This is a genomic window from Variovorax sp. GW823-FHT04B03 (assembly GCF_058796495.1).
In genome coordinates this window covers 124,903-151,576 of sequence record NZ_JBXAIT010000005.1, presented here as the reverse complement: position 1 = coordinate 151,576, position 26,674 = coordinate 124,903, and the positions used below count along the sequence as shown (strand labels likewise).

At 67.7% G+C, this 26,674-nt stretch carries 33 protein-coding genes; 27 read left to right on the top strand and 6 right to left on the bottom strand.

Features of this window, described 5'->3' with window-relative positions; all coding sequences use genetic code 11:
- Positions 1-88: 88 nt before the first annotated feature.
- From fusA to AC1RAD_RS21600, 16 genes are all read left to right on the top strand, one after another.
- Positions 89-2,191, top strand: coding sequence for an elongation factor G (fusA, locus tag AC1RAD_RS21675; RefSeq protein WP_062478855.1), 2,103 nt, complete (start codon positions 89-91; stop codon positions 2,189-2,191).
- Positions 2,192-2,332: 141 nt separating this feature from the next.
- Positions 2,333-3,526 carry an elongation factor Tu gene (tuf, locus tag AC1RAD_RS21670; protein WP_062478858.1) on the top strand — a complete coding sequence of 398 codons (1,194 nt, stop codon included), beginning with the start codon at positions 2,333-2,335 and terminating at the stop codon, positions 3,524-3,526.
- Positions 3,527-3,547: 21 nt separating this feature from the next.
- Entirely contained in the window at positions 3,548-3,862 is a 315-nt protein-coding gene (gene rpsJ, locus AC1RAD_RS21665; RefSeq protein ID WP_007838118.1) for a 30S ribosomal protein S10, read from the top strand.
- 151 nt (positions 3,863-4,013) lie between these two features.
- Positions 4,014-5,600, top strand: coding sequence for a hypothetical protein (locus AC1RAD_RS21660; RefSeq protein ID WP_159279622.1), 1,587 nt, complete (start codon positions 4,014-4,016; stop codon positions 5,598-5,600).
- A 17-nt stretch (positions 5,601-5,617) separates the two neighbouring features.
- Complete coding sequence (locus AC1RAD_RS21655; protein ID WP_492737109.1) at positions 5,618-6,172, top strand: hypothetical protein; 555 nt, start codon at positions 5,618-5,620, stop codon at positions 6,170-6,172.
- A 237-nt stretch (positions 6,173-6,409) separates the two neighbouring features.
- Positions 6,410-7,090: a 50S ribosomal protein L3 gene (gene rplC / locus AC1RAD_RS21650; RefSeq protein ID WP_062478866.1), complete on the top strand. Its 681-nt coding sequence runs from the start codon at positions 6,410-6,412 to the stop codon at positions 7,088-7,090.
- Complete coding sequence (gene rplD / locus AC1RAD_RS21645) at positions 7,090-7,710, top strand: 50S ribosomal protein L4 (protein ID WP_062478869.1); 621 nt, start codon at positions 7,090-7,092, stop codon at positions 7,708-7,710. Before rplC ends, rplD begins: the two co-directional genes overlap by 1 nt.
- On the top strand, positions 7,707-8,042 hold the full coding sequence (rplW, locus tag AC1RAD_RS21640) for a 50S ribosomal protein L23 (protein WP_056576559.1): 336 nt from the start codon (positions 7,707-7,709) through the stop codon (positions 8,040-8,042). The genes rplD and rplW overlap by 4 nt, the downstream gene beginning before the upstream one ends.
- 2 nt (positions 8,043-8,044) lie before the next feature.
- Entirely contained in the window at positions 8,045-8,869 is an 825-nt protein-coding gene (rplB, locus tag AC1RAD_RS21635; protein WP_056576555.1) for a 50S ribosomal protein L2, read from the top strand.
- Between the two features lie 10 nt (positions 8,870-8,879).
- Positions 8,880-9,158: a 30S ribosomal protein S19 gene (gene rpsS, locus AC1RAD_RS21630; RefSeq protein ID WP_062478874.1), complete on the top strand. Its 279-nt coding sequence runs from the start codon at positions 8,880-8,882 to the stop codon at positions 9,156-9,158.
- A gap of 9 nt (positions 9,159-9,167) precedes the next feature.
- Positions 9,168-9,500, top strand: a complete 333-nt coding sequence (rplV, locus tag AC1RAD_RS21625; RefSeq protein WP_007838134.1) for a 50S ribosomal protein L22 — start codon at positions 9,168-9,170, stop codon at positions 9,498-9,500.
- A 17-nt stretch (positions 9,501-9,517) separates the two neighbouring features.
- Entirely contained in the window at positions 9,518-10,429 is a 912-nt protein-coding gene (gene rpsC / locus AC1RAD_RS21620; protein ID WP_062478877.1) for a 30S ribosomal protein S3, read from the top strand.
- Positions 10,430-10,481: 52 nt separating this feature from the next.
- Complete coding sequence (rplP, locus tag AC1RAD_RS21615; RefSeq protein ID WP_007838137.1) at positions 10,482-10,898, top strand: 50S ribosomal protein L16; 417 nt, start codon at positions 10,482-10,484, stop codon at positions 10,896-10,898.
- A 55-nt stretch (positions 10,899-10,953) separates the two neighbouring features.
- On the top strand, positions 10,954-11,163 hold the full coding sequence (gene rpmC / locus AC1RAD_RS21610; protein ID WP_056577224.1) for a 50S ribosomal protein L29: 210 nt from the start codon (positions 10,954-10,956) through the stop codon (positions 11,161-11,163).
- A gap of 9 nt (positions 11,164-11,172) precedes the next feature.
- Positions 11,173-11,442, top strand: coding sequence for a 30S ribosomal protein S17 (rpsQ, locus tag AC1RAD_RS21605; RefSeq protein ID WP_062478880.1), 270 nt, complete (start codon positions 11,173-11,175; stop codon positions 11,440-11,442).
- An 83-nt stretch (positions 11,443-11,525) separates the two neighbouring features.
- The gene (locus AC1RAD_RS21600; protein WP_070061892.1) at positions 11,526-12,032 is read left to right on the top strand and encodes a peroxiredoxin; all 507 of its coding nucleotides are present in this window, start codon (positions 11,526-11,528) and stop codon (positions 12,030-12,032) included.
- 7 nt (positions 12,033-12,039) lie between these two features.
- Here AC1RAD_RS21600 and AC1RAD_RS21595 read toward each other — a convergent pair whose 3' ends face one another.
- Positions 12,040-12,630 (bottom strand): GNAT family N-acetyltransferase, encoded by a 591-nt coding sequence (locus AC1RAD_RS21595; RefSeq protein ID WP_492737107.1) that lies wholly within the window; start codon positions 12,628-12,630, stop codon positions 12,040-12,042.
- Complete coding sequence (locus AC1RAD_RS21590) at positions 12,627-13,334, bottom strand: cytochrome b/b6 domain-containing protein (protein WP_369630462.1); 708 nt, start codon at positions 13,332-13,334, stop codon at positions 12,627-12,629. Before AC1RAD_RS21590 ends, AC1RAD_RS21595 begins: the two co-directional genes overlap by 4 nt.
- Positions 13,335-13,495: 161 nt before the next feature.
- Here AC1RAD_RS21590 and AC1RAD_RS21585 point away from each other — a divergent pair, with 161 nt between their 5' ends.
- On the top strand, positions 13,496-13,942 hold the full coding sequence (locus AC1RAD_RS21585; RefSeq protein ID WP_062478890.1) for a c-type cytochrome: 447 nt from the start codon (positions 13,496-13,498) through the stop codon (positions 13,940-13,942).
- Positions 13,943-14,007: 65 nt separating this feature from the next.
- On the opposite strand, the gene AC1RAD_RS21580 is transcribed toward AC1RAD_RS21585, so the two are convergent.
- On the bottom strand, positions 14,008-14,505 hold the full coding sequence (locus AC1RAD_RS21580; RefSeq protein ID WP_062478893.1) for a TlpA disulfide reductase family protein: 498 nt from the start codon (positions 14,503-14,505) through the stop codon (positions 14,008-14,010).
- A 102-nt stretch (positions 14,506-14,607) separates the two neighbouring features.
- Here AC1RAD_RS21580 and AC1RAD_RS21575 point away from each other — a divergent pair, with 102 nt between their 5' ends.
- The 10 genes from AC1RAD_RS21575 (at position 14,608) to AC1RAD_RS21530 (ending at position 22,050) form a co-directional block, all read left to right on the top strand.
- Entirely contained in the window at positions 14,608-15,144 is a 537-nt protein-coding gene (locus AC1RAD_RS21575; protein WP_492737105.1) for a hypothetical protein, read from the top strand.
- Positions 15,145-15,332: 188 nt separating this feature from the next.
- A complete protein-coding gene (locus AC1RAD_RS21570; RefSeq protein WP_062478898.1) occupies positions 15,333-15,788 on the top strand; it encodes a PTS sugar transporter subunit IIA in 456 nt (151 codons plus the stop codon).
- Positions 15,757-16,026: an HPr family phosphocarrier protein gene (locus tag AC1RAD_RS21565; protein WP_062478901.1), complete on the top strand. Its 270-nt coding sequence runs from the start codon at positions 15,757-15,759 to the stop codon at positions 16,024-16,026. The genes AC1RAD_RS21570 and AC1RAD_RS21565 overlap by 32 nt, the downstream gene beginning before the upstream one ends.
- A 10-nt stretch (positions 16,027-16,036) precedes the next feature.
- Positions 16,037-17,848: a phosphoenolpyruvate--protein phosphotransferase gene (gene ptsP, locus AC1RAD_RS21560; RefSeq protein WP_492737103.1), complete on the top strand. Its 1,812-nt coding sequence runs from the start codon at positions 16,037-16,039 to the stop codon at positions 17,846-17,848.
- A 247-nt stretch (positions 17,849-18,095) separates the two neighbouring features.
- Entirely contained in the window at positions 18,096-18,479 is a 384-nt protein-coding gene (locus AC1RAD_RS21555) for a hypothetical protein (RefSeq protein ID WP_062478905.1), read from the top strand.
- Between the two features lie 90 nt (positions 18,480-18,569).
- Complete coding sequence (locus AC1RAD_RS21550; RefSeq protein ID WP_070061899.1) at positions 18,570-19,034, top strand: Spy/CpxP family protein refolding chaperone; 465 nt, start codon at positions 18,570-18,572, stop codon at positions 19,032-19,034.
- A complete protein-coding gene (locus tag AC1RAD_RS21545) occupies positions 19,027-19,518 on the top strand; it encodes a DUF4260 domain-containing protein (RefSeq protein WP_492737101.1) in 492 nt (163 codons plus the stop codon). The genes AC1RAD_RS21550 and AC1RAD_RS21545 overlap by 8 nt, the downstream gene beginning before the upstream one ends.
- A 5-nt stretch (positions 19,519-19,523) precedes the next feature.
- On the top strand, positions 19,524-19,904 hold the full coding sequence (locus AC1RAD_RS21540; RefSeq protein WP_492737099.1) for a hypothetical protein: 381 nt from the start codon (positions 19,524-19,526) through the stop codon (positions 19,902-19,904).
- A 50-nt stretch (positions 19,905-19,954) separates the two neighbouring features.
- On the top strand, positions 19,955-20,653 hold the full coding sequence (locus AC1RAD_RS21535; protein ID WP_062478915.1) for a response regulator transcription factor: 699 nt from the start codon (positions 19,955-19,957) through the stop codon (positions 20,651-20,653).
- Positions 20,650-22,050: a sensor histidine kinase gene (locus tag AC1RAD_RS21530; RefSeq protein ID WP_369630457.1), complete on the top strand. Its 1,401-nt coding sequence runs from the start codon at positions 20,650-20,652 to the stop codon at positions 22,048-22,050. Before AC1RAD_RS21535 ends, AC1RAD_RS21530 begins: the two co-directional genes overlap by 4 nt.
- Here the strand turns inward: AC1RAD_RS21530 and AC1RAD_RS21525 are convergent.
- The 3 genes from AC1RAD_RS21525 to AC1RAD_RS21515 are packed head-to-tail and all read right to left on the bottom strand — an operon-like array spanning position 22,031 to position 26,582.
- The gene (locus tag AC1RAD_RS21525; protein ID WP_492737097.1) at positions 22,031-23,407 is read right to left on the bottom strand and encodes an efflux transporter outer membrane subunit; all 1,377 of its coding nucleotides are present in this window, start codon (positions 23,405-23,407) and stop codon (positions 22,031-22,033) included. The two genes, AC1RAD_RS21530 and AC1RAD_RS21525, sit on opposite strands and share 20 nt — an antisense overlap.
- An 8-nt stretch (positions 23,408-23,415) precedes the next feature.
- The gene (locus AC1RAD_RS21520) at positions 23,416-25,392 is read right to left on the bottom strand and encodes a MacB family efflux pump subunit (RefSeq protein WP_492737096.1); all 1,977 of its coding nucleotides are present in this window, start codon (positions 25,390-25,392) and stop codon (positions 23,416-23,418) included.
- On the bottom strand, positions 25,389-26,582 hold the full coding sequence (locus AC1RAD_RS21515) for an efflux RND transporter periplasmic adaptor subunit (protein ID WP_492737094.1): 1,194 nt from the start codon (positions 26,580-26,582) through the stop codon (positions 25,389-25,391). The genes AC1RAD_RS21520 and AC1RAD_RS21515 overlap by 4 nt, the downstream gene beginning before the upstream one ends.
- Between the last annotated feature and the right edge of the window lie 92 nt (positions 26,583-26,674).

Here is a 26,674-nt window from a genome sequence, read left to right as displayed (position 1 = left end):
GTCTCTTGAGCGTTGGGGGTTGAGTACCGGGCGAAATCGCCCGTGCTCGACGCCCAGCGCTCAACGCATTTAAACCCGAAAGTACATCATGTCCCGCAAGACCCCCATCGAGCGCTACCGCAACATCGGTATCTCCGCGCACATCGACGCCGGCAAGACCACCACCACCGAACGTATCCTGTTCTACACGGGCGTGACCCACAAGCTCGGCGAAGTGCACGATGGCGCGGCAACGACCGACTGGATGGAGCAGGAACAAGAGCGCGGCATCACGATCACCTCGGCTGCCGTGACCTGCTTCTGGAAGGGCATGGACCACTCGCTGCCCGAGCACCGCATCAACATCATCGACACCCCCGGCCACGTGGACTTCACCATTGAAGTCGAGCGCTCGATGCGCGTGCTGGACGGCGCCGTCATGGTGTACGACTCGGTCGGCGGCGTGCAGCCCCAATCGGAAACCGTCTGGCGCCAGGCCAACAAGTACAAGGTGCCGCGTCTGGCGTTCGTCAACAAGATGGACCGCATCGGCGCCAACTTCTTCCGCGTTCGCCAGATGATGGTCGACCGCCTGAAGGCCAACCCCGTGCCGATCGTGATCCCGATCGGTGCCGAAGACAAGTTCCAGGGCGTGGTCGACCTGCGTCTGATGAAGGCGATCTTCTGGGACGAAGCCTCGCAAGGCATGAAGTTCGAAACGCGCGAAATCCCCGCCGAGCTGGTCGAGCTGGCCAAGGAATGGCGCGAGAAGATGGTCGAAAGCGCGGCCGAAGCTTCGGAAGAGCTGATGAACAAGTACCTTGAAGAAGGTGACCTGACGCTCGAGGAAATCACCCACGGTCTGCGCACGCGCACGATCGCCGGCGAAATCCAGCCGATGCTGTGCGGCAGCGCGTTCAAGAACAAGGGCGTGCAGCGCATGCTCGACGCCGTGATCGAACTGATGCCTTCGCCGCTGGACATTCCTCCGGTGCACGGCACGGACGACGACGAGCAAGACGTGACCCGCAAGGCTGACGACGGCGAGAAGTTCTCGGCGCTGGCATTCAAGCTCATGACCGACCCGTACGTCGGCCAGCTGACCTTCGTGCGCGTGTACTCGGGCGTTCTGAGCAAGGGCGACACCGTCTACAACCCGGTCAAGGGCAAGAAAGAGCGTATCGGTCGTATCGTGCAGATGCATGCCAACGAACGCCTCGAAATCGAAGAAATCCGTGCCGGCGACATCGCCGCTTGCGTGGGCCTGAAGGACGTCACCACGGGCGAAACCCTGTGCGACCCGAACGCCATGATCACGCTGGAGCGCATGGAATTCCCCGAGCCCGTGATCTCGCAGGCCGTCGAGCCCAAGACCAAGGCCGACCAGGAAAAGATGGGCATCGCCCTGCAGCGCCTGGCTTCGGAAGATCCGTCGTTCCGCGTGCGCACCGACGAAGAATCCGGCCAGACCATCATCTCCGGCATGGGCGAACTGCACCTCGAAATCATCGTGGACCGCATGAAGCGCGAATTCGGCGTGGAAGCCAACGTGGGCAAGCCGCAAGTGGCTTACCGCGAAACGATCCGCAAGACCGTCGAAGAAGCCGAAGGCAAGTTCGTTCGCCAGTCGGGTGGTAAGGGCCAGTACGGTCACGTCATCCTGAAGATCGAGCCGCAGGAAGCCGGCAAGGGCTTCGAGTTCGTCGACGCCATCAAGGGCGGTGTGGTTCCTCGCGAATACATCCCCGCCGTGGAAAAGGGCGTTGTGGAAGCACTGACGCAAGGCGTGCTGGCGGGCTACCCCGTCGTCGACGTCAAGGTCACGCTGCACTTCGGTTCGTACCACGACGTGGACTCGAACGAAATGGCGTTCAAGATGGCCGCGATCTTCGGCTTCAAGGAAGGCGCCCGCAAGGCCAGCCCGGTCATCCTCGAGCCGATGATGGCCGTGGAAGTCGAAACGCCTGAAGACTACGCCGGCAACGTGATGGGCGACCTGTCCAGCCGTCGCGGCATGGTGCAGGGCATGGACGACATGATCGGTGGCGGCAAGCTCATCAAGGCTGAAGTCCCGCTGTCGGAAATGTTCGGCTACTCGACGACGCTGCGCTCGGCCACGCAAGGTCGCGCCACGTACACGATGGAGTTCAAGCACTACGCTGAAGCTCCCCGTAACGTCGCCGAAGCCATCGTGGCCGCTCGCTCGAAGTAAGTTTCCAGAATGTGGGGCCGCGCAGTGCGCGGCCCTTCTTGTCTGCGATCCGGTGCCGCCCTGTTCCCGTGCGGGGCGAACCAGCAATCGGATGCAGACATAAAACCAACACACGGGACATGCTCTTTCAAGGATTGAAAAATGGCAAAAGGTAAATTCACCCGCACCAAGCCGCACGTGAACGTGGGCACGATCGGTCACGTTGACCACGGCAAGACCACGCTGACGGCTGCGATCGCCACCGTGCTGTCGGCCAAGTTCGGCGGCGAAGCCAAGGCTTACGACCAGATCGACGCAGCGCCTGAAGAAAAGGCCCGCGGCATCACGATCAACACCGCGCACGTCGAGTACGAAACGGCCAACCGCCACTACGCACACGTCGACTGCCCCGGCCACGCCGACTACGTGAAGAACATGATCACCGGCGCTGCCCAGATGGACGGCGCCATCCTGGTGTGCTCGGCCGCTGACGGCCCGATGCCCCAGACCCGTGAACACATCCTGCTGGCTCGCCAGGTGGGCGTGGGCTACATCATCGTGTTCCTGAACAAGTGCGACATGGTCGACGACAAGGAGCTGCTCGAGCTGGTCGAAATGGAAGTTCGCGAACTCCTCGACAAGTACGAATTCCCCGGCGACGACACCCCCATCATCCACGGCTCGGCCAAGCTCGCCCTGGAAGGCGACAAGGGCGACCTGGGCGAAGGCGCCATCATGAAGCTGGCAGAAGCCCTGGACACGTACATCCCCACGCCCGAGCGCGCTGTGGACGGCACGTTCCTGATGCCCGTGGAAGACGTGTTCTCGATCTCGGGTCGCGGCACCGTGGTGACCGGCGCTGTCGAGCGCGGCGTGATCAAGGTCGGCGAAGAAATCGAAATCGTCGGTATCCGCCCCACCGTCAAGACCACCTGCACCGGCGTGGAAATGTTCCGCAAGCTGCTGGACCAAGGTCAAGCTGGCGACAACGTCGGCGTGCTGCTGCGCGGCACGAAGCGCGAAGAAGTCGAACGCGGCCAAGTGCTGTGCAAGCCCGGCTCGATCAAGCCGCACGTGCACTTCACCGCCGAGGTGTATGTCCTGTCCAAGGACGAAGGCGGCCGTCACACGCCGTTCTTCAACAACTACCGTCCGCAGTTCTACTTCCGCACGACGGACGTGACCGGCGCGATCGAGCTGCCCGCGGACAAGGAAATGGTCATGCCTGGCGACAACGTCAGCATCACCGTGAAGCTGATCAACCCGATCGCGATGGAAGAAGGCCTGCGCTTCGCCATCCGTGAAGGCGGCCGTACCGTGGGTTCGGGCGTCGTGGCCAAGATCCTCGACATCTAAGCCGGACGCAAAGGAATCACCATGGCTACCAAGCAAAAGATCCGCATCCGCCTGAAGGCATTCGACTACAAGCTGATCGACCAGTCGGCCGCTGAAATCGTGGACACCGCCAAGCGCACCGGCGCGATCGTCAAGGGCCCCGTGCCCCTGCCGACCCGCATGAAGCGTTTCGACATCCTGCGTTCGCCGCACGTCAACAAGACGTCGCGCGACCAGCTGGAAATCCGTACGCACCAGCGCCTGATGGATATCGTCGACCCCACCGACAAGACCGTGGACGCGCTGATGAAGCTCGACCTGCCGGCCGGCGTCGACGTCGAGATCAAGCTGCAGTAATTCGACCTCGCGTCGCATTCCGAGCACAGCCCGCCTGCAGAAATGCAGGCGGGCTTTTTTGTGCTTCACGTTTGTTTCTCAAGTGTGGCATCCTCGCGCACCGGCCTGCGGGACGCAGTGCGCCGGGGCTGAAACGAGGGCAGCACACGTGATGAGCCAGAAGTTCTCTTTTGCATTCGGTGCGGCGTGCATCGCGGCGGCATTGCTGGCAGGTTGCGGTGGGGGAGGTGGTGGTGGCGGAGGCGGCGGTGGGTTTCCCATCGGCCTGCCGATCGTGCTGAACCCGGTCACCCTGAGCGGGAAAGCCACTTACGACTCGGTGCCGAACAACAGCGGGCCCCTCCTGTACGCGAACACCACAGCCAAGCCCGTGCGCGGCGCCACGGTAGAGGTGCTCGATGCCACCACATCGGCGCAGCTCGCGTTGACCACCACGGATGACGGTGGCAATTACGCGGTCTCGGTGCCGGCGAACACGAACATCACCGTGCGCGTCCGGGCCCAGCTGACCCGGACCGGCCCGGGGGCGACCTGGGATGTCACGGTGCGCGACAACACGCGCAGCGATGCGCTGTACTCGATGCAGTCGGCGAGCTTTTCTTCGGGAAGCGTGGCATTGACGCGCGACCTGCGTGCGGACAGCGGCTGGGATGGTTCGCGCTACAGCGGGACGCGGGTCGCGGCGCCGTTCGCCGTGCTCGATACGGTCTACACCTCCATGCAGAAGGTGCTGTCGGTGGCGCCGGCTTCGGCGTTTCCTTCGTTGAAGGTTTTCTGGAGCGTCAACAACGCGCCGTCGGACGGAATCAATCTTTCGGCGGGGCAGATTGGCACGACCTTCTTCTTCAACAGCGGAAGCAACGGTCGGCAGATCTACGTGCTGGGCAAGGAGGATGTGGACACCGACGAGTTCGATGCGCCGGTGATCGCGCACGAATGGGGGCACTACTACCAATCGGCCTTCAGTCGAGATGACTCGATCGGAGGCGGGCATTCGATGGACGATCGTCTCGATCGGCGACTTGCTTTCTCCGAGGGTTGGGGTAATGCGTGGTCAGGCATTGCCCTGGAGCGAAGCAACTATGTCGACTCAAAGCTGCCGCAGCAAAGGGGGGGCAGCCCGTTGGATCTCTCGCGTGGTCCTACAAGCAATCCCGGCTGGTCCCGCGAGTCATCTGTCCAGGCCATCCTGTGGAACCTCAACCGGCAGGCCGGCTTCAAGCCCATCCACGACACCTTGACCGGCTTCCAGTTCCGAAGCGGCGCGCCGGTCACGTCGATTCACGCTTTCGCCGCCGCGTTCAATGCGACGTCGCCTGGCAACGCCTCGGCGCTGAACAGCCTGCTGACCGCGCAGAACATCACCTCCAGCGATGCATTCGGCGCGGGCGAATCGAACGACGGCGGGTTGCCCAGCGTGCCCGGCGTGCTGCCGATGTACCGGGCCTTGGCTGTTGGTGCGGTGGTCAACAACGTCTGTGTCTCCAGCGTGGCGGGCACGGGCAACAAGCTCGGCAACATTGCCTACCTGCGTTTCACCGCGCCGGCGAACCGGGACTACCAGGTCACGGTCGGGAACGCCGCGGTGCCGGACTTCGACGTCTTCCGGGGTGGAGAGATCGCCCGATCGGGCAGCCGGGTCAGCCTGAGCGCGGGTGAGTACGTTCTGGCGGTGCGGGATGCCGCAATGACGAGCTCCTCTGCTACGCCGGTGTGCCTCACCGTGCTCGTTCAATAAGGAAGGGAAGGCTCGCGATGATCCTGAACACTCGCCTCTCTCTGGCTGCCGCACTGACGGCGGGACTTGCACTGTCCGCGCTCTCGGCCTGCGCCCTGGCTGACGGGATGCCGCCGACGCGCACCACCGCGAAGTTGTCGCCTGCAGGCCTGAAGGGCTCCGCCACCCCCTGGGTGACCGCATCGAGAAAACCCAATGACTCCGGCGTCAAGCTGCAGTACCGGCTGGACGGCGCGCCTCAGGCCGGCAAGCCGACGGTCGTCGTTCTTCAGTTCGATGGCGTGACCGACCCCGCCGGCGCCAGCGTGGCGTTGACGGTCGATGCGGGGCTGACGCTGTCCGGCAGCGCGTCGCTGAGCCTGCCGCCGGGGCAGCGCTCCGACGCTTCCGTCACGGTGGTCGGCCAGGGCGAGGGACTGGCCTACCTGAACGTGTTCATCACGCAGGGCGGCCGGACCAGCGCCATTTCCATCCCGATCCAGACCGGCGCGGCGGCGCCCGCCATGAAGGCCAATGGCGAGATCAAGTCGCTGCCAGGCGGCGACAACATCATCTCGCTGCCCGCGAAATAGGCCCGAAAGCCACCCGAAACGGGGCCGGAACCCCCTGAATCCGGCCCGAAAAGGGCCACTTGCGCCCCGGTTCGACTGCGGGCTATAATCTCTGGCTCTGCCCTTGTTGCGTCCGTTCGGTCGCCGCTTTCGGCGGAGATTTATCAACCTTCTCTCGCAGGCCGGGAAACCAGCCAAACGCTGTCGCCAATTGAAGTGGCAGCGGCGAAGGAAGTCTTCCATTTTTGGAGAAAACAAATGAGTCTGAGCAACTCCCTCGGGTTGCTGGGCCGCAAGGTGGGGATGATGCGTCTCTTCACCGATGACGGGGACGCAGTTCCTGTCACGGTGGTGGATGTGTCCAACAACCGTGTGACCCAGATCAAGTCCCAAGAGACCGATGGCTACGTCGCCCTGCAGGTGACGTTCGGTTCGCGCAAAGCATCGCGCGTGACCAAGCCCCAAGCCGGCCACCTTGCCAAGGCAGGTGTCGAAGCTGGTGAAATCATCCAGGAATTCCGCGTCACCGCCGATACCGCAGGTCAGCACAAGGCTGGCGGCGTGATCGCGGCAAGCAGCGTGTTCTCCGTGGGCCAGAAGGTGGACGTGCAAGGCACGACCATCGGCAAGGGCTACGCCGGCACGATCAAGCGTCACAACATGAGCTCGCAGCGCGCGTCGCACGGTAACAGCCGTTCGCACAACGTGCCCGGCTCGATCGGCATGGCACAAGACCCCGGTCGCGTGTTCCCCGGCAAGCGCATGACGGGCCACCTCGGCGACGTCACCCGCACGACGCAAAACCTCGACGTGTTCCGCATCGACGAAGCGCGTCAGCTGCTGCTCATCAAGGGCGCGATCCCGGGTTCGAAGGGTGGCTTCGTCACCGTGCGTCCCGCCATCAAGGCCAAGCCGCAAGCGGCTGAAGGAGCGAAGTAATGCAACTCGAACTCCTGAACGAACAAGGCCAGGCCGCGTCGAAGTACGACGCCCCCGAGACCGTGTTCGGCCGTGACTACAACGAAGACCTGGTCCACCAGATCGTCGTTGCATTCCAGGCCAACGCCCGTCAAGGCACGCGCGCCCAGAAGGACCGCGAACAGGTCAAGCACTCGACCAAGAAGCCTTTCAAGCAAAAGGGAACGGGCCGCGCCCGCGCCGGTATGACGTCCTCGCCCCTGTGGCGCGGAGGCGGCCGGATCTTCCCGAACATGCCTGACGAAAACTTCTCGCAGAAGATCAACAAGAAGATGTACCGCGCCGGCATGGCCTCCATCTTCTCGCAGCTCGCTCGCGAAGGCCGTCTGGCCGTGGTCGATTCGCTGACCGTGGATTCGCCCAAGACGAAGCCGCTGGCAGCCCGTTTCAAGGCAATGAATCTCGAGTCCGTGCTCGTGATCGCCGAAGAAGTCGACGAAAACCTGTACCTTGCCTCGCGCAATCTGGTCAACATCCTCGTGGTCGAACCCCGTTACGCCGATCCGGTGTCGCTGGTTCACTACAAGAAGGTGCTGGTCACCAAGGGTGCCGTCGACAAGCTCAAGGAGATGTTCGCATGAGCCGCGTGAACCCCACCCCTGCACAACGTAAGTTCGACGAAGGCCGTCTCATGAACGTGCTGGTCGCACCGATCGTGTCCGAAAAGGCCACGATGGTCGGCGAGAAGTCGAACGCTGTCACTTTCAAGGTGCTGCAAGACGCCACCAAGCCCGAGATCAAGGCCGCAGTTGAACTGATGTTCAAGGTCGAAGTCCAGGGCGTGTCGGTGCTCAACACCAAGGGCAAGACCAAGCGCTTTGGCAAGTCCATCGGCCGCCGCGACAACGTGCGCAAGGCCTATGTGACGCTGAAGGCCGGTCAAGAGCTCAACCTCGTCGGGGAAGGCGCTTAATCATGGCCGTCATCAAGATGAAACCCACTTCGCCGGGCCAACGCGGCGCGGTGAAGATTTCGCGTGACCACCTGCACAAGGGTGCGCCTCACGCAGCCCTGCTGGAACCCCAGTTCCAGAAGGCCGGCCGTAACAACAACGGTCACATCACGATCCGCCATCGTGGCGGTGGTGCCAAGCACCACTACCGCATTGTCGACTTCGTGCGCAACAAGGACGGCATCCCGGCCAAGGTCGAACGCATCGAGTACGACCCGAACCGCACCGCCCACATCGCTCTGGTCTGCTACGCCGACGGCGAGCGCCGCTACATCATCGCCCCGCGCGGTCTGGAAGCCGGTGCAACCCTGATGTCGGGCGCCGAAGCCCCGATCCGCGCCGGCAACACCCTGCCGATCCGCAACATCCCCGTGGGTTCGACGATCCACTGCATCGAACTGCAACCCGGCAAGGGCGCGCAGATCGCACGTTCGGCCGGTACCTCGGCCACGCTGCTGGCCCGTGAAGGCGTTTACGCCCAGGTCCGCATGCGTTCGGGCGAAGTCCGCCGCATTCACATCGAATGCCGCGCGACCATCGGTGAAGTGGCCAACGAAGAACACAGCCTGCGCCAGCTCGGCAAGGCCGGTGTGAAGCGTCACATGGGTATCCGCCCGACCGTTCGCGGCGTGGTGATGAACCCGGTCGACCACCCGCACGGTGGTGGCGAAGGCAAGACTGGCGAAGGCCGCCATCCTGTCGACCCGTGGGGCAATCTGACCAAGGGCTATCGCACCCGTAACAACAAGCGCACGCAGGTCTTCATCGTGTCGCGTCGCAAGAAGTAAGGGATAGCCAATGACTCGCTCTCTCAAAAAGGGTCCTTTCGTCGACCACCACCTCGTGGCCAAGGCCGACAAGGCCGTGACGAACAAGGACAAGAAGCCGATCAAGACCTGGTCGCGCCGCTCGATGGTTCTGCCCGAGTTCATCGGTCTGACCATCGCTGTGCACAACGGCAAGCAACACGTGCCCGTGTACATCACCGACCAGATGGTCGGCCACAAGCTCGGCGAATTTGCGCTCACGCGCACGTTCAAGGGGCACCCCGCGGACAAAAAAGTCCAGAAGAAGTAAGGAACGACCATGTCTGAAACACGTGCAGTCCTCCGCGGTGTCCGCCTGTCGGTCGACAAGGGCCGTCTGGTCGCGGACCTGATCCGCGGCAAGAAGGTCGATCAAGCGCTCAACGTTCTGCAATTCACGCAGAAGAAGGCCGCTGTGATCATCAAGAAGGTGCTCGAGTCGGCGATTGCCAACGCCGAGCACAACGACGGTGCCGACATCGACGAGCTGAAGGTCAAGACCATCTACGTCGAGCAAGGTGCAACGCTCAAGCGCTTCACGGCGCGCGCCAAGGGTCGCGGCAATCGCATCAGCAAGCCCACGTGCCATGTGTACGTGACGGTTGGCAACTAAGAAGGCCTGGAAGAAATATGGGACAGAAAATCCACCCAACCGGGTTCCGCCTTGCGGTCACCCGTAACTGGTCCAGCCGTTGGTACGCAAGCGACCGCGATTTCGCGGGCATGCTGGCCGAAGACATCAAGGTTCGCGAATACCTGAAGAAGAAGCTGAAGAACGCTTCGGTGTCGCGCGTCATGATCGAGCGTCCCGCCAAGAACGCACGCATCACGATCTACTCGGCTCGTCCGGGCGTCGTGATCGGCAAGAAGGGCGAAGACATCGAGAACCTCAAGCGCGAACTGGGCAAGCAGCTCGGCGTGCCGGTTGCGGTCAACATCGAAGAAGTGCGCAAGCCCGAAATCGATGCGCAGCTGATCGCCGACAGCATCACGCAGCAGCTCGAAAAGCGGATCATGTTCCGCCGCGCCATGAAGCGCGCCATGCAGAACGCCATGCGTCTGGGTGCCTTGGGCATCAAGATCATGTCGGCTGGCCGCCTGAACGGCATCGAAATCGCACGTACCGAGTGGTACCGCGAAGGCCGCGTGCCGCTTCACACCCTGCGCGCCGACATCGACTACGGCACCTCGGAAGCCAAGACCACCTACGGCGTCATCGGCGTCAAGGTCTGGGTCTACAAGGGCGACACGCTGGGTCGCAACGACCTGCCGGCCGTCGAAACGCCGCGTCCGGACGAAGAGCGCCGCCCGCGTGGTCCCCGCCGTGATGGTCGCCCTGGCGACCGTCCGGGTGGCGACCGTCGTGGTCCCGGCCCCCGTGCCGGTGCCCGTGGTCCGATCGGTGGCAACACCGCTCCGGCCGATGGCAGCGACAAGCCCGCAGAAGCAACCGGCGGTGCCGGTGCAGACTCGAAACCCGCCGTTAAGCGCGTCCGCAAAGCCGCGCCCGCTGCAGCAGCGGACGGTGCCAAGACCGAGTAATCGGTCGCTCCCGGGCACGCAAGTGCCTGGGGCCCTCACGGAGTAACAAAACATGCTGCAACCTGCACGCAGAAAGTTCCGCAAGGAACAAAAGGGCCGCAACACCGGCATCGCAACCACGGGTAACTCGGTTGCGTTCGGTGACTTCGGTCTCAAATGCACCGACCGCGGTCGCCTCACGGCGCGCCAGATCGAAGCCGCTCGTCGCGCGATTTCGCGTCACGTGAAGCGCGGTGGCCGTATCTGGATCCGCGTGTTCCCGGACAAGCCGATCTCTACCAAGCCCGCTGAAGTGCGGATGGGTAACGGTAAGGGCAACCCCGAGTACTACGTCGCTGAAATCCAGCCTGGCAAGATCGTGTTCGAGATCGTCGGCGTGCCCGAAGAACTCGCCCGCGAAGCGTTCCGCCTGGCCGCCGCCAAGCTTCCGCTGCGCACGACGTTCGTCGCTCGCCAGCTCGGCGCCTGAGAGGAGAACATCCATGGCAACACGTAAGAAGAAAGAAACCGCGGCTTCGGCCAAGGTGACGAAGGCCGCAACCCTGCGCACGAAGGACGTCGCAGGCCTGCAAGCCGAAATCAAGGATCTGCAGAAGGCCCACTTCGGCCTGCGCATGCAGAAGGCCACGCAACAGCTGTCGAACACCACGACGCTGCGCGTGACGCGTCGCGACATCGCTCGCGCCAAGACCATTCTTGCTCAGAAAGAGCAAGAGACCCAAGCCGCCAAGTAAGGAGTGAACATGACGGAAGCTAAAAAATCCCTCAAGCGCACCTTGATCGGCAAGGTGGTCAGCGACAAGCGTGCCAAGACCGTGACCGTGCTGGTCGAGCGCCGTGTGAAGCACGAGCTCTACGGCAAGATCGTGGCCAAGACGAGCAAGTACCACGCCCATGACGAAAAGGGCGAGTACCACCTCGGCGACACCATCGAGATCACGGAAAGCCGTCCGATCTCGAAGACCAAGAACTGGGTCGTGACCCGTCTGGTCGAGAAGGCCGTCCTGGTCTGATCAGGCACTCGGTCGCCCTCGAGGCAACCCATCCGGAAACGGCCCACAATGTGGGCCGTTTTTCTTTTTCAGGAGCAATTCACATGATCAAAGTCGGCGACACCCTTCCTTCGGCCACCCTGCAGGAATATTCCGAAGTGGAGGGCGAGGGCTGCAGCATCGGCCCGAACCCGGTCGACGTGACCAAGGCCACGGCGGGCAAGACCATCGCGCTGTTCGCACTGCCGGGCGCCTTCACGCCCACCTGCTCGGCCAAGCACGTGCCGGGCTACGTGCAGCACTTCGACGACTTCAAGGCTGCCGGCGTGGACGAGATCTGGTGCGTGAGCGTGAACGACGCGTTCGTGATGGGCGCCTGGGCGCGCGACCAGAAGACCGGCGCCAAGGTGCGCATGCTGGCCGACGGCAGCGCGGACTTCGCGAAGGCCACCGGCCTCACGCTCGACCTGACCGGCCGCGGCATGGGCCTGCGCAGCAACCGCTACTCGATGCTCGTGAAGGACGGCAAGGTCGCGACGCTGAACGTCGAAGGCCCGGGCAAGTTCGAAGTGAGCGACGCCGACACGCTGCTGGCGCAAGCCCGCGGCTGAGCCCGGTCTAGAGATCTACCTTGAGGTAGTGAGCCCCGGCGACGGGGTTGTGATAGTAGGGCGGCACCTCCGCGAAGCCCAGGTCTTCGTAGAGGGCGCGCGCCGACTCCATGTCGTCGAGGGTGTCGAGCAGCACGCAGGCATAGCCTGCGCTGCGGGCCGCATCGAGGATGGCCTCGGCCAGCTGCCGGCCGAGCCCGAGCCCCCGGAACCCGGGGCGCACATACAACCGTTTCATTTCCGCAGCGTTCGCGTAGTCCGTGCTGTCGATCGGGCGCAGCGCGCAGCAGCCCGCCACGTGGGCGAGCGTGCCGTCGGCGCGCTTCAGCGTGGGCGCGGCACGGCCGGCGTCTTCGTTCACATGGGCGGGATCGACCAGCGCCAGCAGCAAGGTGCCGCGCGGCTCGGCGTACTCGCCGGGGAGTCCGACCAGCTCGCCGTCGAAATCCTGGAAGTCGAGGTCGATGGCCAGCGAGCCCGCGTAGTCGCGGAAGATGGCGCGCACGGCGTCGACTTCGTGCGGTTCGTCGGGCGTGAGCAGCACCACGGCCGGCGTGTCCGACAGCGGCAGCGGGCGGGAGACGGAAAAGCCGCTCATACGCGCAACGACGCCACCCAGAACGCCACGCCCGCGCACAGCGCGAACAGCACCAGCGCCAGCGTGCGCGACACCGCATCGTCGCGGCTCGGAGCCACGCCGTTGCCATTGCCATTCCCGTTGGAGGCCGCACCGGCGACCACCAGCTTGTCGCCCGACAGCATCGGCCCGACCAGCCGGTGCCGCTTGACCAGCACATAGAACAGCACCGCCAGCACATGCAGGCTCACTAGGGCGATCACGATCCACTTGCCCTGCGCCTTGTGCCAGCCCGTCGCCAGGCTCACCATGGCGCCCGACACGAAGCGGGTCAGCGGCCCGGAGGCGGAAATCTCGTCGTCGGCCATCAACCCGGTGGCGACCTGCAGGATCAGAAGCGCCAGCACCGCGAACACCGACAGCGCGCCCAGCGGCGTGTGGCCGATCAGGTGGTCGGGGTGCGACTTGCCGCGCAGGTAGGCGATCACCGAGCCCGGCGCATAGATGAAGGCCGCGAAGCGCGACCAGCGCCCGCCCACGACCCCCCAGACCAGCCGGAACAGCAGCAGCGCCAGCACGGTGTAGCCGAGGCGGAAATGCCATTCCATGATGCCGTTCAGGCCCGTCACGATCAGGCCGATCACGGCGAAGGCGAGCGCCCAGTGAAAGAGGCGGGTCGGCAGGTCCCAGACGCGTGTGCGGGCCACCGAAAGGGTGTCGGTCATCGAAAAAGGCGCCGGGGCGCGAGGCTGCGGAAGGCGCAGATTAGCAAAGTCCAGCCCGGTCGTTCCACCGGGTTGTTGCTATGCGCCCGACACGGGCAGCCCCTACACTGCCTGCAGCACCGCGTTCGACGGTGCCCAAAACCCCCACACAAGGACCCACGATGACCCGTTTTGCTTCGTTCGCCCTTGCAGCCGCCTGCGCTGCGATGTCCCTGCCCGCCGCGGCACAGTTTGCCAAGCCCGAAGATGCCATCAAGTACCGCCAGAGCGCGCTGTTCGTGATGGCCCAGCACTTCGGCCGCCTGGGCGCCATGGCCAACGGCCGGGCACCCTACGACGCCGCCGCTGCGGCTGCCAACGCCGAAATCGTCGCTGACATGGCCAAGCTGCCCTGGGCTGGTTTCGGCGCCGGCACCGAAGGCGGCAAGGCCAAGCCCGAAGTCTGGAAGGAAGCCGCGAAGTTCAAGGAGCACCAGGACAAGGTGATCGCCGAGACCGGCAAGTTGGTGGTTGCCGCCAAGGCCGGCAACATCGATGCGCTCAAGGCCCAGTTCGGCCCGACCGGCGCCAGCTGCAAGGCCTGCCACGACAGCTTCCGCAACCAGTAAGCCGCGGGTTTTCGCCACAAAAAAGGCGCTCCTCGGAGCGCCTTTTGCTTTTCTGGGGCCGAAGGTCAGGCCTCGGCCAGCAGCTTTTCGATCAGCTTGTGCAGCTCGGCGAAGTCGGGCTCGCCCACGTAGCGCTTCACGATCTCGCCCTTTTTGTTGACGATGAAGGTGGTCGGCGTGAGCTTCACGTCGCCCCAGGCCTGCGCCACGCTGCCGGTGTTGTCGATCGCCACCTTGAACGGCAGCTTGCGGGTTTCGGCGAAGTTGACGACGTAGCTCGGCGGGTCGTAGCTCATGGCCACCGCCAGCGTGTCGTAGCCCTGGGCCTTGTACTTGTCGTAGGTCGAGATCACCTTGGGCATCTCGGCCACGCAGGTCACACAGCTCGTGGCCCAGAAGTTGACCAGCGTGACCTTGCCCTTCAGGTCGGCCGTGCTCTTGGTGGTGCCGTCGAGCAGCACGAAGGTCGAGGCCGGGGCGGCGGTGCTGCCCGAACCGAGGTACACGCCCACGCCGGCGGCCAGGGCGATCACGACGGCGGCGGCAGCGATGTATTTTTTCATGGGCACCTGAATGAGAGAGGCGGCGCGATTTTAGTTCCGCGTGCCGGAACGCGTCGGCGCACGCGCTTCATTCCCCGAAGGCCGCTCGATAATCGTCCTCCGATGCCCTCGCTTCCTTTCCCCTCCTGGCCCGTGCTGGCCCTGGCCGCCGCGCTGGGCGCCTGCAGCCCCACCTTCAACTGGCGCGAAGTGCCGATCGCCGACGCCGGCCTGGTCGCGCTGCTGCCCTGCAAGGCCGACCGCGCCCAGCGCGCGGTGCCGCTGGGGCCCGAGTCGGTGCAGGTCGACATGACCGGCTGCGAAGCCGGCGGCGCGACCTTCGCCGTGGCCCATGCCGCCGCCACCAGCCCGGCGCAGGCCGAGGCCTGGCTCACGGCCTGGCGCACGGCCACGCACGGCCAGCTGGGCGTCGCGCAGGTGATCCAGGGGCCGGCCACCTTGCCGCGCGCCACGGCCGTTCCCGCACCGTGGCGGCTCGACGGGCAATCGGCGCAACAGGGCGTGGCGCCGGTCCAGGTGCTCTGGTTCGCGCAGTCGCAGAAAGATGGCAGCGTGTCGCTCTACCAGGCCACCGTGCTCGGCCGGCCGTCCTCGCCCGAGGCGACGAAGACCTTCTTCGAGGGCCTGCGCCTGCCATGAGCGAGGGCCGGCCGGCGGGCCGCGATGCGCGGGCCAGCTATCGTTTTCATAGCTGTTGCCGCCGCGCGAATCGACACCCCGGCCACACGCCCGAATTGGCCGCCTTCCCCGGCTGCCGCGTTGTGTCCTCGATGTCTCTACTTCCTTTGGGCGCCCCCGCATAATCGACGCGTCGTCCTCCGAGCCGCATGAACAGCATCCTCATCATTGCCCACTCCCCGTTCGCACAGGCGCTGCGGCAGTGCGCGCTGCATGTGTTCCCCGACTGCGAACAGGCGGTCGTGGCCCTCGACGTGCTGCCCAACGTGTCGCCCGAGGAAACGCTGGCCGCCGCGCGCATCACGCTCGCGCAGCAGCTGCATGCCCCGCGCTCACAGGTGCTGGTGCTGGCCGACGTGTTCGGCGCCACGCCCTGCAACGTCGCGCAGAAGCTGGTGGACGGCGTGCGCTCGCGGCTCGTGGCCGGTGTCAACCTGCCGATGCTGCTGCGCGCCGTCACCTACCGCCATGAACCGCTCGACACCCTGGTGCAGCGCGCCCTCGCGGGCGGCACCGCCGGCGTGATGCAGGTGGCGGTGGCGGCTCCCCAGAACCAGGCGAAAAGAAAGCACAGTGATCAAGAAATCCGTGACCATCAGCAATAAGCTGGGCCTGCACGCACGCGCGTCGGCCAAGCTGACCAAACTCGCCGGCAGCTTCCCCTGCGAGGTGTGGCTGTCGCGCGGCGACCGCCGCATCAACGCCAAGAGCATCATGGGCGTCATGATGCTGGCCGCCGGCCTCGGCGTGACCGTCGAGCTCGAGACCAACGGCCCGCAGGAAGACGAAGCCATGAACGCCATCGTCCAACTGATGGACGACAAATTCGGCGAAGGCGAATAAGGACCCGCGCATGACCTTCGCAGTCCACGGTCTCCCGGTCGCCCGTGGCATTGCCATCGGCCGCGCGGTGCTGGTGGTGTCCAGTCGCATCGACGTGGCGCACTACTTCATCAAGCCCGACGAGATCGAGACCGAGATCGACCGCGTGCGCACCGCGCGCAACGCGGTGGCCGACGAGCTCACCAAGCTGCAGGCCAGCGTGGCGCAGATGGGCCCGAACGACGCGCCGCACGAGCTTGCGGCGCTGCTCGAGGTGCACCAGATGCTGCTGCAGGACGACGTGCTCAGCGGTGGCGTGAAGCACTGGATCAGCGAGCGGCTGTACAACGCCGAATGGGCGCTGACCACGCAGCTCGAGATCATCGCGCGCCAGTTCGACGAGATGGAGGACCCGTACCTGCGCGAGCGCAAGGCCGACCTCGAACAGGTGGTCGAGCGCATGCTGCATCGCATGAAGGGCACGGCCGCCGTGCTCGCGCCCAGCCCGCCGCGGCGCAAGCGCGCCGCCGCGCATCACGACCACGACGACGAAGACGACGACCCCACCGCGGGTGACGGCTTCGACGTGCCGCTGGTGCTCATCGCGCACGACCTCTCGCCGGCCGACATGCTGCAGTTCAAGAAGAGCGTGTTCGCGGGCTTCGTCACCGACGTGGGCGGGCGCACCTCGCACACCGCCATCGTCGCGCGCAGCATGGACATCCCGGCCATCGTCGGCGCGCGCTCCGCGAGCCAGCTGGTGCGCCAGGACGACTGGGTCATCATCGACGGCGAGGCCGGCGTGATGATCGTCGACCCGTCGCCGATCATCCTGGCCGAGTACGGCTTCAAGCAGCGCCAGGGCGACCTCGAACGCGGGCGGCTCGCGCGGCTGCGCCACAAGCCTGCCGTCACGCTCGACGGCCAGCGCGTCGACCTGCTGGCCAACATCGAGATGCCCGAGGACACGGCCGGCGCCGTCAAGGCCGGCGCCGTGGGCGTGGGCCTCTTTCGCAGCGAATTCCTCTTCATGGGCCGCGAGAACTCGGCGCGCCAGACGCGGCTGCCCGACGAAGAAGAGCAGTACCAGGCCTACAAGCGCGCGGTCGAGGGCATGCAGGGCATGCCCGTCACCATCCGCACCATCGACGTGGGCGCCGACAAGCCGCTGGACGGCAAATCGGGCAGCAAGCAGGAGCACCTGAACCCCGCGCTCGGCCTGCGCGCCATCCGCTGGAGCCTGGCCGATCCGGCGATGTTCCTCACGCAGCTGCGCGCCATCCTGCGTGCGGCGGCGCACGGCGAGATCCACCTGCTCATTCCGATGCTCGCGCACGCCAGCGAGATCCGCCAGACGCTGTCGCTGATCGACTTCGCGCGCGCCGAGCTCGACAACCGCGGCGCGGTGTACGGCCCGGTCAAGCTCGGCGCCATGATCGAGATCCCGGCCGCCGCGCTCACGCTCAAGACCTTCCTGAAGCACTTCGACTTCCTGTCGATCGGCACCAACGACCTGATCCAGTACACGCTGGCCATCGACCGCGCCGACGAGGCCGTCGCCCACCTCTACGACCCCGCACACCCCGCAGTGCTCAAGCTCGTGGCCGACACCATCACCGAGTGCCGTCGCCAGGGCAAGGGCGTGTCGGTGTGCGGCGAGATGGCCGGCGATGTCGCCTTCACGCGCCTGCTGCTGGGCCTGGGCCTGCGCAGCTTCTCCATGCACCCCTCGCGCATCCTCGCTGTGAAGCAGGAAGTGCTGCGCGCCGACACCGGCAAGCTCGAGCCCTGGGCGCAGGGCGTGCTCGACGCGGACGATCCCGCAGCCGCACTCGCGGGCTGAGCCCGCAACCCCGCCCTTCGCGGCGGGACGCAAGCAACAGGAACACCACGGAACCGGCTTTGCCGGGCCGTCGGTGTTGCCCCCGGTAGGGGGTTGGCGAAGCGACACGAAGTGCGCGCAGCCTGGGGGCGAGCCAATCCTGATGAAACAAACCGAAATACGGCGATACGGGCGTGAAAGGACTCGCCGCGCCTTGACGCGCACCATCAGGTCTCCTCTTCCAACCCCTGAAAGAAAGGCCTGCATCATGATCGTCAAGTCGTCCTTCTCCCTCGCGCAGCTCGTCGCTGTCGGTTCCTTCGCCATGCTCGCCGCCGCCGGCGCCAAGGCTGAAAGCTACGAGGGCGTCCACGCGCCCGTGTCGGCCATGAGCCGCGCCGATGTCAACGCCGAAGCCGTGCGTGCCGCCGCCGCCCCCGACCAGAACGTCGTGCGCGGTTCGCGCGGCCCCGAGACCGTGGCCGTGTCGACCGACCGCGCCCGCGTCATCGCCGAAGCCGTGCGCACCGCCGCCGCACCCGACCAGAACGTGACCTCCGGCTCGCGCGTGAACAGCAAGGTCATCTCGACGATGCAGAACCCCGTCGATGCGCGTGCCGCCGCCGCACGCGACAGCGGCAACCGCCTCTGAGCCGACGATGCGGCGCCCCGGGCGGCGCCGCCGTCGCCACGTCCATCACTGAAAGCAGCCCCGCGCAGGGGCGCATGAAGGAGCACCCCCATGAAGCACTGGATCAAACGCACCCTGTTCGGATTCGCCGGCCTGGCCGTCGTCGCCGGCAGCATCGCCGGCTGTGCCGGCCATCGCCACGGCTGGGGCGGCGACAGCGCCGAGTTCCGCGCCAAGATGGTCGAGCGCGTCGGCAGCAAGCTCGAGCTCGACGCCGCGCAGAAGCAGAAGCTCACCGTGCTCGCCGAGAAGCTGCAGGCGCAGCGCCAGGCCATGCGCGGCGCGGGCGGATCGGGCGATCCGCGCTCACAGTTCAAGGCGCTGTTCGCGGGCAACACGCTCGACCAGGCCGGCGCCGCGCGCCTGGTCGAAGAGAAGACCGCCGTGGTGCGCACCGGCAGCCCCGAGGTCATCGCCGCCGCGGCCGACTTCTTCGACCACCTGAACCCCGCCCAGCAACAGAAGGTGCGTGACTTCATGGACCGCGGCGGCCGCCGCTGGAACCGTCATGGCTGAAATGGGCTCGCCCCCGGGCTGGGCGCGCTTCGTGTCGCTGCATCGACCCGCCCTGCGGGCGCCGCAGCACCACGTCGCCTCCGTGGTGTCCCGCGAACCCGAAGCCCCGGCCGTGGACGGCGTGCGCACCGTGCTGCGCTTCGAAGGCGCGGTGGTGCTCGCGGTGGCGCTGGTCGGCTATGCCCAGTTCGGCATGGGCTGGGGCGTGTTCGCGCTCTGGCTGTTCGCGCCCGACCTCTCGCTGCTCGGCTATCTCGCGGGGCCGCGCGTCGGCGCGGCGCTGTACAACGCCGCGCATGCGCTGATCGGGCCCGTGCTGCTGCTGGCGCTGGGCGTGTTCGCGGCGCAGCCGTGGGCGGTGGCCGGGGGCCTGATCTGGCTGGCCCGCGTCGGGCTCGACCATGCGCTGGGCTTCGGCCTGAAGTACGCGACCGGTTTTGCGTCCACCCACCTCGGCCGCATCGGCCGCGCCGATCCGTGGTGAGTGCCGTGGCCCGTTCGCGTCCCCTGATGCGCCCCGCGCTCGCGCGCACCGTGATGCTGGGCGAGGCGTTCACGCTCGCCGCCGCGTCGGCGGTGCACGGCGGCTGGCTCGGGGCCGGCCACGCGCATCCGCAGGCGCGCACCGCCGAGGCCGTGATCGCCACCGTGCTGGTGCTCGCGGCGCTCGAAACCTGGCGCCGCCCCGCGCATGCCCGCACGGCGGCGATCGCCGGACAGGGCTTTGCCCTGCTGGGCACGCTGGTCGGCCTTGGCACCATCGTCGCGGGCATCGGCCCGCGCACGGTGCCCGACGTGGTCTACCACGTGCTCTTGCTCGCCGGCCTCACCGCCGGCCTGGTCTGGACGGTGCGATGCCGGCCGGATTGATTGCAAGCCTTGCCATTCGCGCTCTCTTTGCCAGGAGGCACAATCCCGCCATGCCGCGCATCCTGCTGATCGACGACGACGAACACCTCGCCGCGCCGCTGACCACCTACTTCGCACGCTTCGGCTGCACGCTCGACAGCGCCAAGCGCCCGAGCGAGGGCATCGCCAAGCTGCGCGCGGGGCACTACGACGCGGCCATCCTCGACGTCATGCTGCCCGAGATGGACGGCTTCGAGCTGTGCCGCGAGATTCGCAAGGAAAGCGACATCCCCATCGTGATGCTCACCGCGCGCGGCGAGGTCATGGACCGCGTGGTCGGCCTCGAACTCGGCGCCGACGATTACGTGCCCAAGCCCTTCGAGCCGCGCGAACTGGTGGCGCGCGTGCAGACCATCCTGCGCCGCCAGCGCAGCGCGCCGGCGGCCGCCGCCGCCAACGCCCAACTGCGCGTGTTCGACGGCCTCTCGATCGACCTCGACCGGCGCCAGGTGCTGCGCCACGGCGAGCGCGTGGAACTCACCGGCACCGAGTTCGACCTGCTCGCGCTGCTGGCCGGCGAGCCCGGCAAGGTGTTCAGCCGCGACGACATCCTCAACCGGCTGCGCGGCCACGAGGCCGAGCTCTTCACGCGCGCGGTCGACATCGTGGTGAGCCGGCTGCGCAAGAAGCTCGAGCCGCTCGATTGCATCAAGACGCTGCGCAACGCCGGCTACGCGCTGGCCGTGGCGCCGGGCGAGCCTTCTTCATGAGATTTCCCCGCAGGCGCGCAGGCGCCGTGCCCGCCGACAACGAAGGCCTGTGCCCCGGCAAGGAGCGCCGCCGGCACTGGCACGCGCGCATGCACGCGCACATGCAGCAGCGCTGGCGCAGCTCGGTGCGCGTGCGGATCGTGATGATGTTCGTGGTGCTCGCGCTCGTGATGGCGGCGGTGTTCGTGGGCGGCATGAAGCGGTCGTTCTCCAGCACCTGGGCCGAGGCCGCGCAGCCGATGCTGATGGACTACGCCGACCGCCTCGTTGCCGAACTCGGCACGCCGCCCGACACGGTGCGCGCGCAGGCGCTGGTCGACCGGCTGCCGATCACGATCCGCATCACCGGGCCCAGCGTAAATTGGGAGTCGAACCCCGGCAACGACATGCACGCGCGCGGCGGCTGGTTCTACGACCGCGACCGCGAGGAGTCGATGTTCTCCACCGAGCGCTGGTTCGTGCGCCCCACGGCCGACGGGCACAAGGTCATCTTCGGCTGGGCGCCCCGGCTGTGGCAGCTCGCGCCGCGCGCGGCGGGCTGGACCACGCTGTGCGTGCTGCTGCTGCTCGTGGTGGTGGCCTACGCACTGGTGAGCCGGCTGCTGCGTCCGCTCATCGACATCCGCGAGGGCGCGCAGCGCTTCGGTCGCGGCGAGTTCGCGCAACCCATTCCGATCCGCCGCAACGACGACCTGGGCGACCTCGCACAGCGCGTCAACACCATGGCCAGCGACATCCAGGCCATGCTCGACGCCAAGCGCGGCCTGCTGCTGGCGCTGAGCCACGAGCTGCGCTCGCCGCTCACGCGGGCCCGGCTCAACGCCGAGCTGCTGCCCGCCACGCCCGAAGGCGAGGCCGAGCGCGAGGCGCTGCTGCGCGACCTCAACGAGATGCGCGACCTGATCAGCGACCTGCTCGAAAGCGAACGCCTCGCGAGCCCGCATGCCGCGCTGCAGCGCGAGCCGGTCGACCTGGCCGCGCTGGTGCGCGAGATCGTGGCCGAGATGCCCGGCGCGCAAGCGGTGCAACTCGACCTCGCGGACGGCCTGGCGCCGCAGCCCGTCGACCGTATGCGCGTGCGCCTGATGGTGCGCAACCTGCTGGACAACGCGCTGCGCTACAGCGCCGGCGCACCGCAGCCACCGACCGTGAGCTTGCGCGCGCCGGCCGACGGCGGTGCCGAGCTGGAGGTGCGCGACTTCGGTCCCGGCGTGGACGACGCGCAGCTCGAACGCCTGACCGAGCCCTTCTATCGCACCGACGGCGCGCGGGCGCGCGCCACCGGCGGGGTCGGCCTCGGCATGTACCTGTGCCGGCTCATCGCTGAAGCCCACGGTGGTCGGCTCACGGTGCGTAACGCACACCCGGGCCTGCAGATCAGCGTGCGGTTCGGCTGAGGCGCGTGGGGGCGGCCGCTTCGTCGGCGGACCAACCCCCGCCGAGCGCGTGGTACAGCGCCACGCCAGCCTGCAAGCGTGCCTGCAGCAACTGCGCGCGCGCGTCCTGCGCGGCGAACAGCGTGCGCTGCGCATCGAGCAGCGTGAGCAGCGTCTCGGCGCCCGCGCGGTAGCGCGATTCGGCGAGCGTGCGCGCGCGCTCGGCCTGTGCCAGTTCCTCGTCCTGCGCGGCGCGCTGCGTGTCGAGCGCGGCCACGGCGTCGAGCGCAGTCAGCGCATCGGTGAAGGCGGCCACGGTGGCGGCGCGGTAGGTCGCGAGCAGCTCTTCGCGCCGCGCAGCCGACAGGTCACGCGCCGCTGCGCGCCGGCCGCCGTCGAAGATCGGCGCCGCGAGCGCCGCCGCGAGGCTGTACACCGGGTGATCGAACAGCGTGCCGAAGCGTGGCCCCGCGACCGAGAGGCCGGCGCTCAGCGTGAGCGTGGGGAACATCGCCGCGCGCGCCGCAGCCACGTCGGCATCGGCCGCGGCCAATGCGGCCTCGGCGCGTGCGATGTCGGGCCGGCGCGCGAGCAGGTCGGCCGGCAGGCTGGCGTCGACCGCGGGCAGCGTGAGCTGCTGCAGGCTGGTGGCCGTGATCCGCACCTCGCTGCCGGCCTGGCCGAGCCAGCGCGCCATGCGGATGTCCGCCGCGCGCGACTGCTGGTACAGCGTGGCGGCCGTGCGCCGCTGCGACGCGACGATGCCGCGCTGCTGTGCAAGCTCGAGCGGCGAGGCCGCGCCCGCGCGCGCACGGGCCTCGACCAGCTGCAGCAGCCGTTCGGCATCGTCCAGGCTGCGCCGCGCGATGGCCGTGCGCTCGCGCAGGCCCAGCGCTTCGAGCCAGGCCGCGCCCGCGCCCGCGCGCAGCGCGAGCCGCACCGCGTCGCGGTCGAAGGCACTGGCCTGTCGCGAGGCGCCGGCGCTGTCGCGCTGCGCACGCAGGCGGCCCCACAGGTCGACCTCGTAGCGCGCGTCGAGCCCGAGCGCGCGCCGGTTGCCGCTCACGTTCGCATCGCCGCCGAGCCGGCCCTGGCGCTGCACATCGGCGGTCGCCGACAGCGCGGGCCAGGCCGAGGCGCCGGTGATGCGTTCCTGCGCCTCGGCCTGGCGCAGGCGCGCTTCGGCGGCATCGCCGTCGGGGTTGCCGGCATCGACCGCGGCGACGAAGGCCGGCAGCTCGGTGCTGCCGAAGCCCGTCCACCACGGATCGGCGACGGTCGGTGTGCGCGCAGGCGCATCGGTGGAGGGCGTCGCGCAGCCCGCGAGCAACAGCGCCGCCAGGGCCAGCGCGGCGGGAGAGAAGAAAAGGCGCGTCATGGCAGTCGTCATTCGGAAGACAGGGCCGCGACCGGGTCGAGCGCGGCGGCCTTGCGGGCCGGCATGAAGCCGAACACCAGGCCGGTGAGCACGGCGCAGCCGAAGGCGCCCGCGATGGCCGTGAGGGAGAAGATCACCGGCACGCTCCACACGATGAGCGCGGCGCCCACGAGCAGCCCGCCCACCACGCCCGCGACGCCGCCGGTCACCGTGACCAGCACCGCCTCGACGAGGAACTGCCGCAGGATGTCGCGCTGGCGTGCGCCGGTGGCCATGCGGATGCCGATCTCGCGCGTGCGCTCGCGCACGGTCATGAGCATCACGTTCATCACGCCGATGCCGCCGACCACGAGCGACACCGCCGCGATCAGCCCGAGCATCACGGTCATGGTGCGCTGGGTCTGCGCGCGCGCCTTGATCGACTCGGTCTGGTTGAACACCTGCACGTCGCGCACGTGGCGCTGCGCGGCCAGCACCTCGACGATTTCCGCGGCCGTCTCGGAGGCTTTGTCGACGTCGTGCACGGCCACCGCCACCCAGGTCGGGTGGTTGCTGCCGTACAGCCGCGCGGCGGCGGTGGAGAAGGGCACGATCACGCGCTCGTCCTCGCTGGCCTGGCCGCCGCCCGCGCCCTTGGCGGCGAGCACGCCCAGCACGTCGAAGGGCACGTTGTCCAGCAGGATGCGCTGGCCCACCGGGTCGGAGCCGTCGGCGAACAGCGCGGCCTGCACGCGCTCGCCGATCACCGCGACCTTGGCCAGGCTCTGCTCGTCGCTCTCGTCGAAGAAGATGCCGCGCGCGGTCGGCCACTTCAGCGCCTGCTCGAAGTCGGTGGTGGCGCCGCCGCCCTCGGTGCGGTGGTCCACGTTGCCGCGCCGCGCGACCACGAAGCCCTCGATGTAGGGCATGGCCACGCGCACGTTGGGCAGGCGGCGGATGGTGTCGACGTCGGCCAGCGTGAGCTTGCCGCCGCGCCCGCGCGCGCTGTCGGGAATGGCGGCCACGTACATCTTGTCGGCGCCGAACAGCGAGATCTGCTTCATCACCGCCTCCTGCGAGCCGGTGCCGACCGCGAGCATCACGATGACCGAGGCCACGCCGATCACGATGCCCAGCAGCGTGAGGCCAGTGCGAAAGCGGTGGATCCACATCACGCGCCAGGCCGCGCGCAGCGCCTCGTGCAGTTCGGAGAGCAGGGCGCGCGGCGTGTCGGCGGCGTCGGCCGTGTGCGTGGGCGAGGGCAGCGCAAGCGGCTGAGGTGGTGCTTCGGCGGACGCGCGTCCGCTGTCCGACACGATGCAGCCGTCGCGGATCTCGATCACGCGGCGCGCGCGCTGCGCCACCTCGCGGTCGTGCGTGATGAGGATCACGGTGTGGCCGGCGGCGGCCATCTCGTCGAGCAGCGCCATCACCTCTTCGCCGCTGCGCGAATCGAGCGCGCCGGTGGGCTCGTCGGCCAGCACGATGCGTCCGCCGTTCATGAGTGCACGCGCGATCGACACGCGCTGCTGCTGGCCACCCGACAGCTGGTGCGGCCGGTGGCCCAGCCGATCGCCCAGGCCCAGCCGCGTGAGCAGCCCGCGTGCGCGCGAGGCGCGCTCGGCGGGCGCCGCGCCGGCGTAGATGGCGGGCATCTCGACGTTCTCCTGCGCCGACTCGGTGGAGATCAGGTGGTAGCCCTGGAACACGAAGCCGAAGGCCTCGCGCCGCAATCGCGCGAGCGCGTCGGCGTCCATGCCGGCCACGTCCTGGCCGGCGAACAGGTAGCGCCCGCCGGTCGGGCGGTCGAGGCAGCCGAGCAGGTGCATCAGCGTCGACTTGCCCGAGCCCGAACTGCCGACGATGGCGACGAACTCGCCCGCATGCAGTTCGAGCGTGATGCCGCGCAGCACCTCGACGGCCGGCGCACCGTCGTGGCCGCCGTAGGACTTGCGCAGGTCGTGCAGCGCGATCAGCGGGGTCGTCTTCGTCTCGGCCGCACTCACAGCTGGAACTTCCGCGTGTCGCTGCCTGCCGCGCGCTCGCCGGTGATGAGGCGCTCGCCCTCGGCCAGGCCTTCGAGCACCTCGCCCGAGAGCCGGTCGCGCACGCCGATGCGCACCTCGCGCGGCGCGGGCTGGCCGTCGGGGCCGAGCACGCGCGCGGTGAAGCGCCCGGCCTGGCCCTTCACGGCCGTGAGCGCGGGCAGCGGCGCCACCACCACGTTGCGCGCCGAGGCGGCGACGAAGCTCACCTGCGCGGTCATCTGCGGCATGAGCTCGCCGTCGGCGTTGTCGACGTCGAACAGCACCGTGTAGAGCACCACCTTGCTGGCGGCCGGCGCCTGCGGCGCGTCGCCACCGCCCTTGCCCGCGGGCACGGGCGGCGAGGGCAGCACCTGGCGCACGGTGCCTTCCCAGCGGCGGCGGTCGGCGCCGAGCGTGGTGAAGTACACGGCCATGTCGCGCTTCACGCGGCGCACGTCGGCTTCCGAGACCTCGGTCCACACCGTCATGCTCGACAGGTCGGCCACGCGCAGGATGTCGGGCGTCTGGTAGGTGGCGTTGAGCGTCTGGCCCTCGCGCGCCTGCACCGAGACCACGCTGCCGGCCATCGGCGCGTAGATGCGCGTGTAGCCCAGGCGCGCCTCGTCGGCCTTCAGCGTGGCCTGGGTCTGGGCGATCTGGGCTTCGAGGTGCGCGATCTTCGCGGCGGCCGAGGCCAGCGTGGCTTCGGCGGTCTGCACGTCTTCGGCGCGCGTGGCGCCCTCGGCGGCCATCTGCTGCTGGCGTGCGAACTGCTGGCGCGCCAGCCGGTGCTGCGCGTGCTGGTCGGCCAGTTGCGCGCGCAGGCCCGCGAGCGAGGCGCGGCCGGCGTCCACCGTGGCCTGCTGCACGCTGGGGTCGATCTCCACCATCAGCTGGCCCTTCTTCACCGCGTCGCCGGGCTGCACGTGCAGCCGCAGGATCTGGCCCGACACCTGCGCGCCCACGTCCACGTAGCGGCGCGGCTGCAGCGTGCCGATGGCGGTCACGCTGCTTTCGATGTCGCCGCGGCGCAGCACGGCGGTGTCCCAGCCGGGGTCGCGCGGACTTGCCCAAACGTAGGCCACCGCGGCGGCGGCCAAGGCCAGGGCCGCGAAGGCGGCGATGCGCAGGCGCCGGCCGGCGCGCGAACGGGAAGCGGGCGCCGTCACCGGGCGCCCTTGCGGAAGAAAGCGAGGGTCATGCTGCTAAGACGTGCGGGACGCGGAAACGGGTAGCCCGCGCGGTGCCTCATGCGGAATGA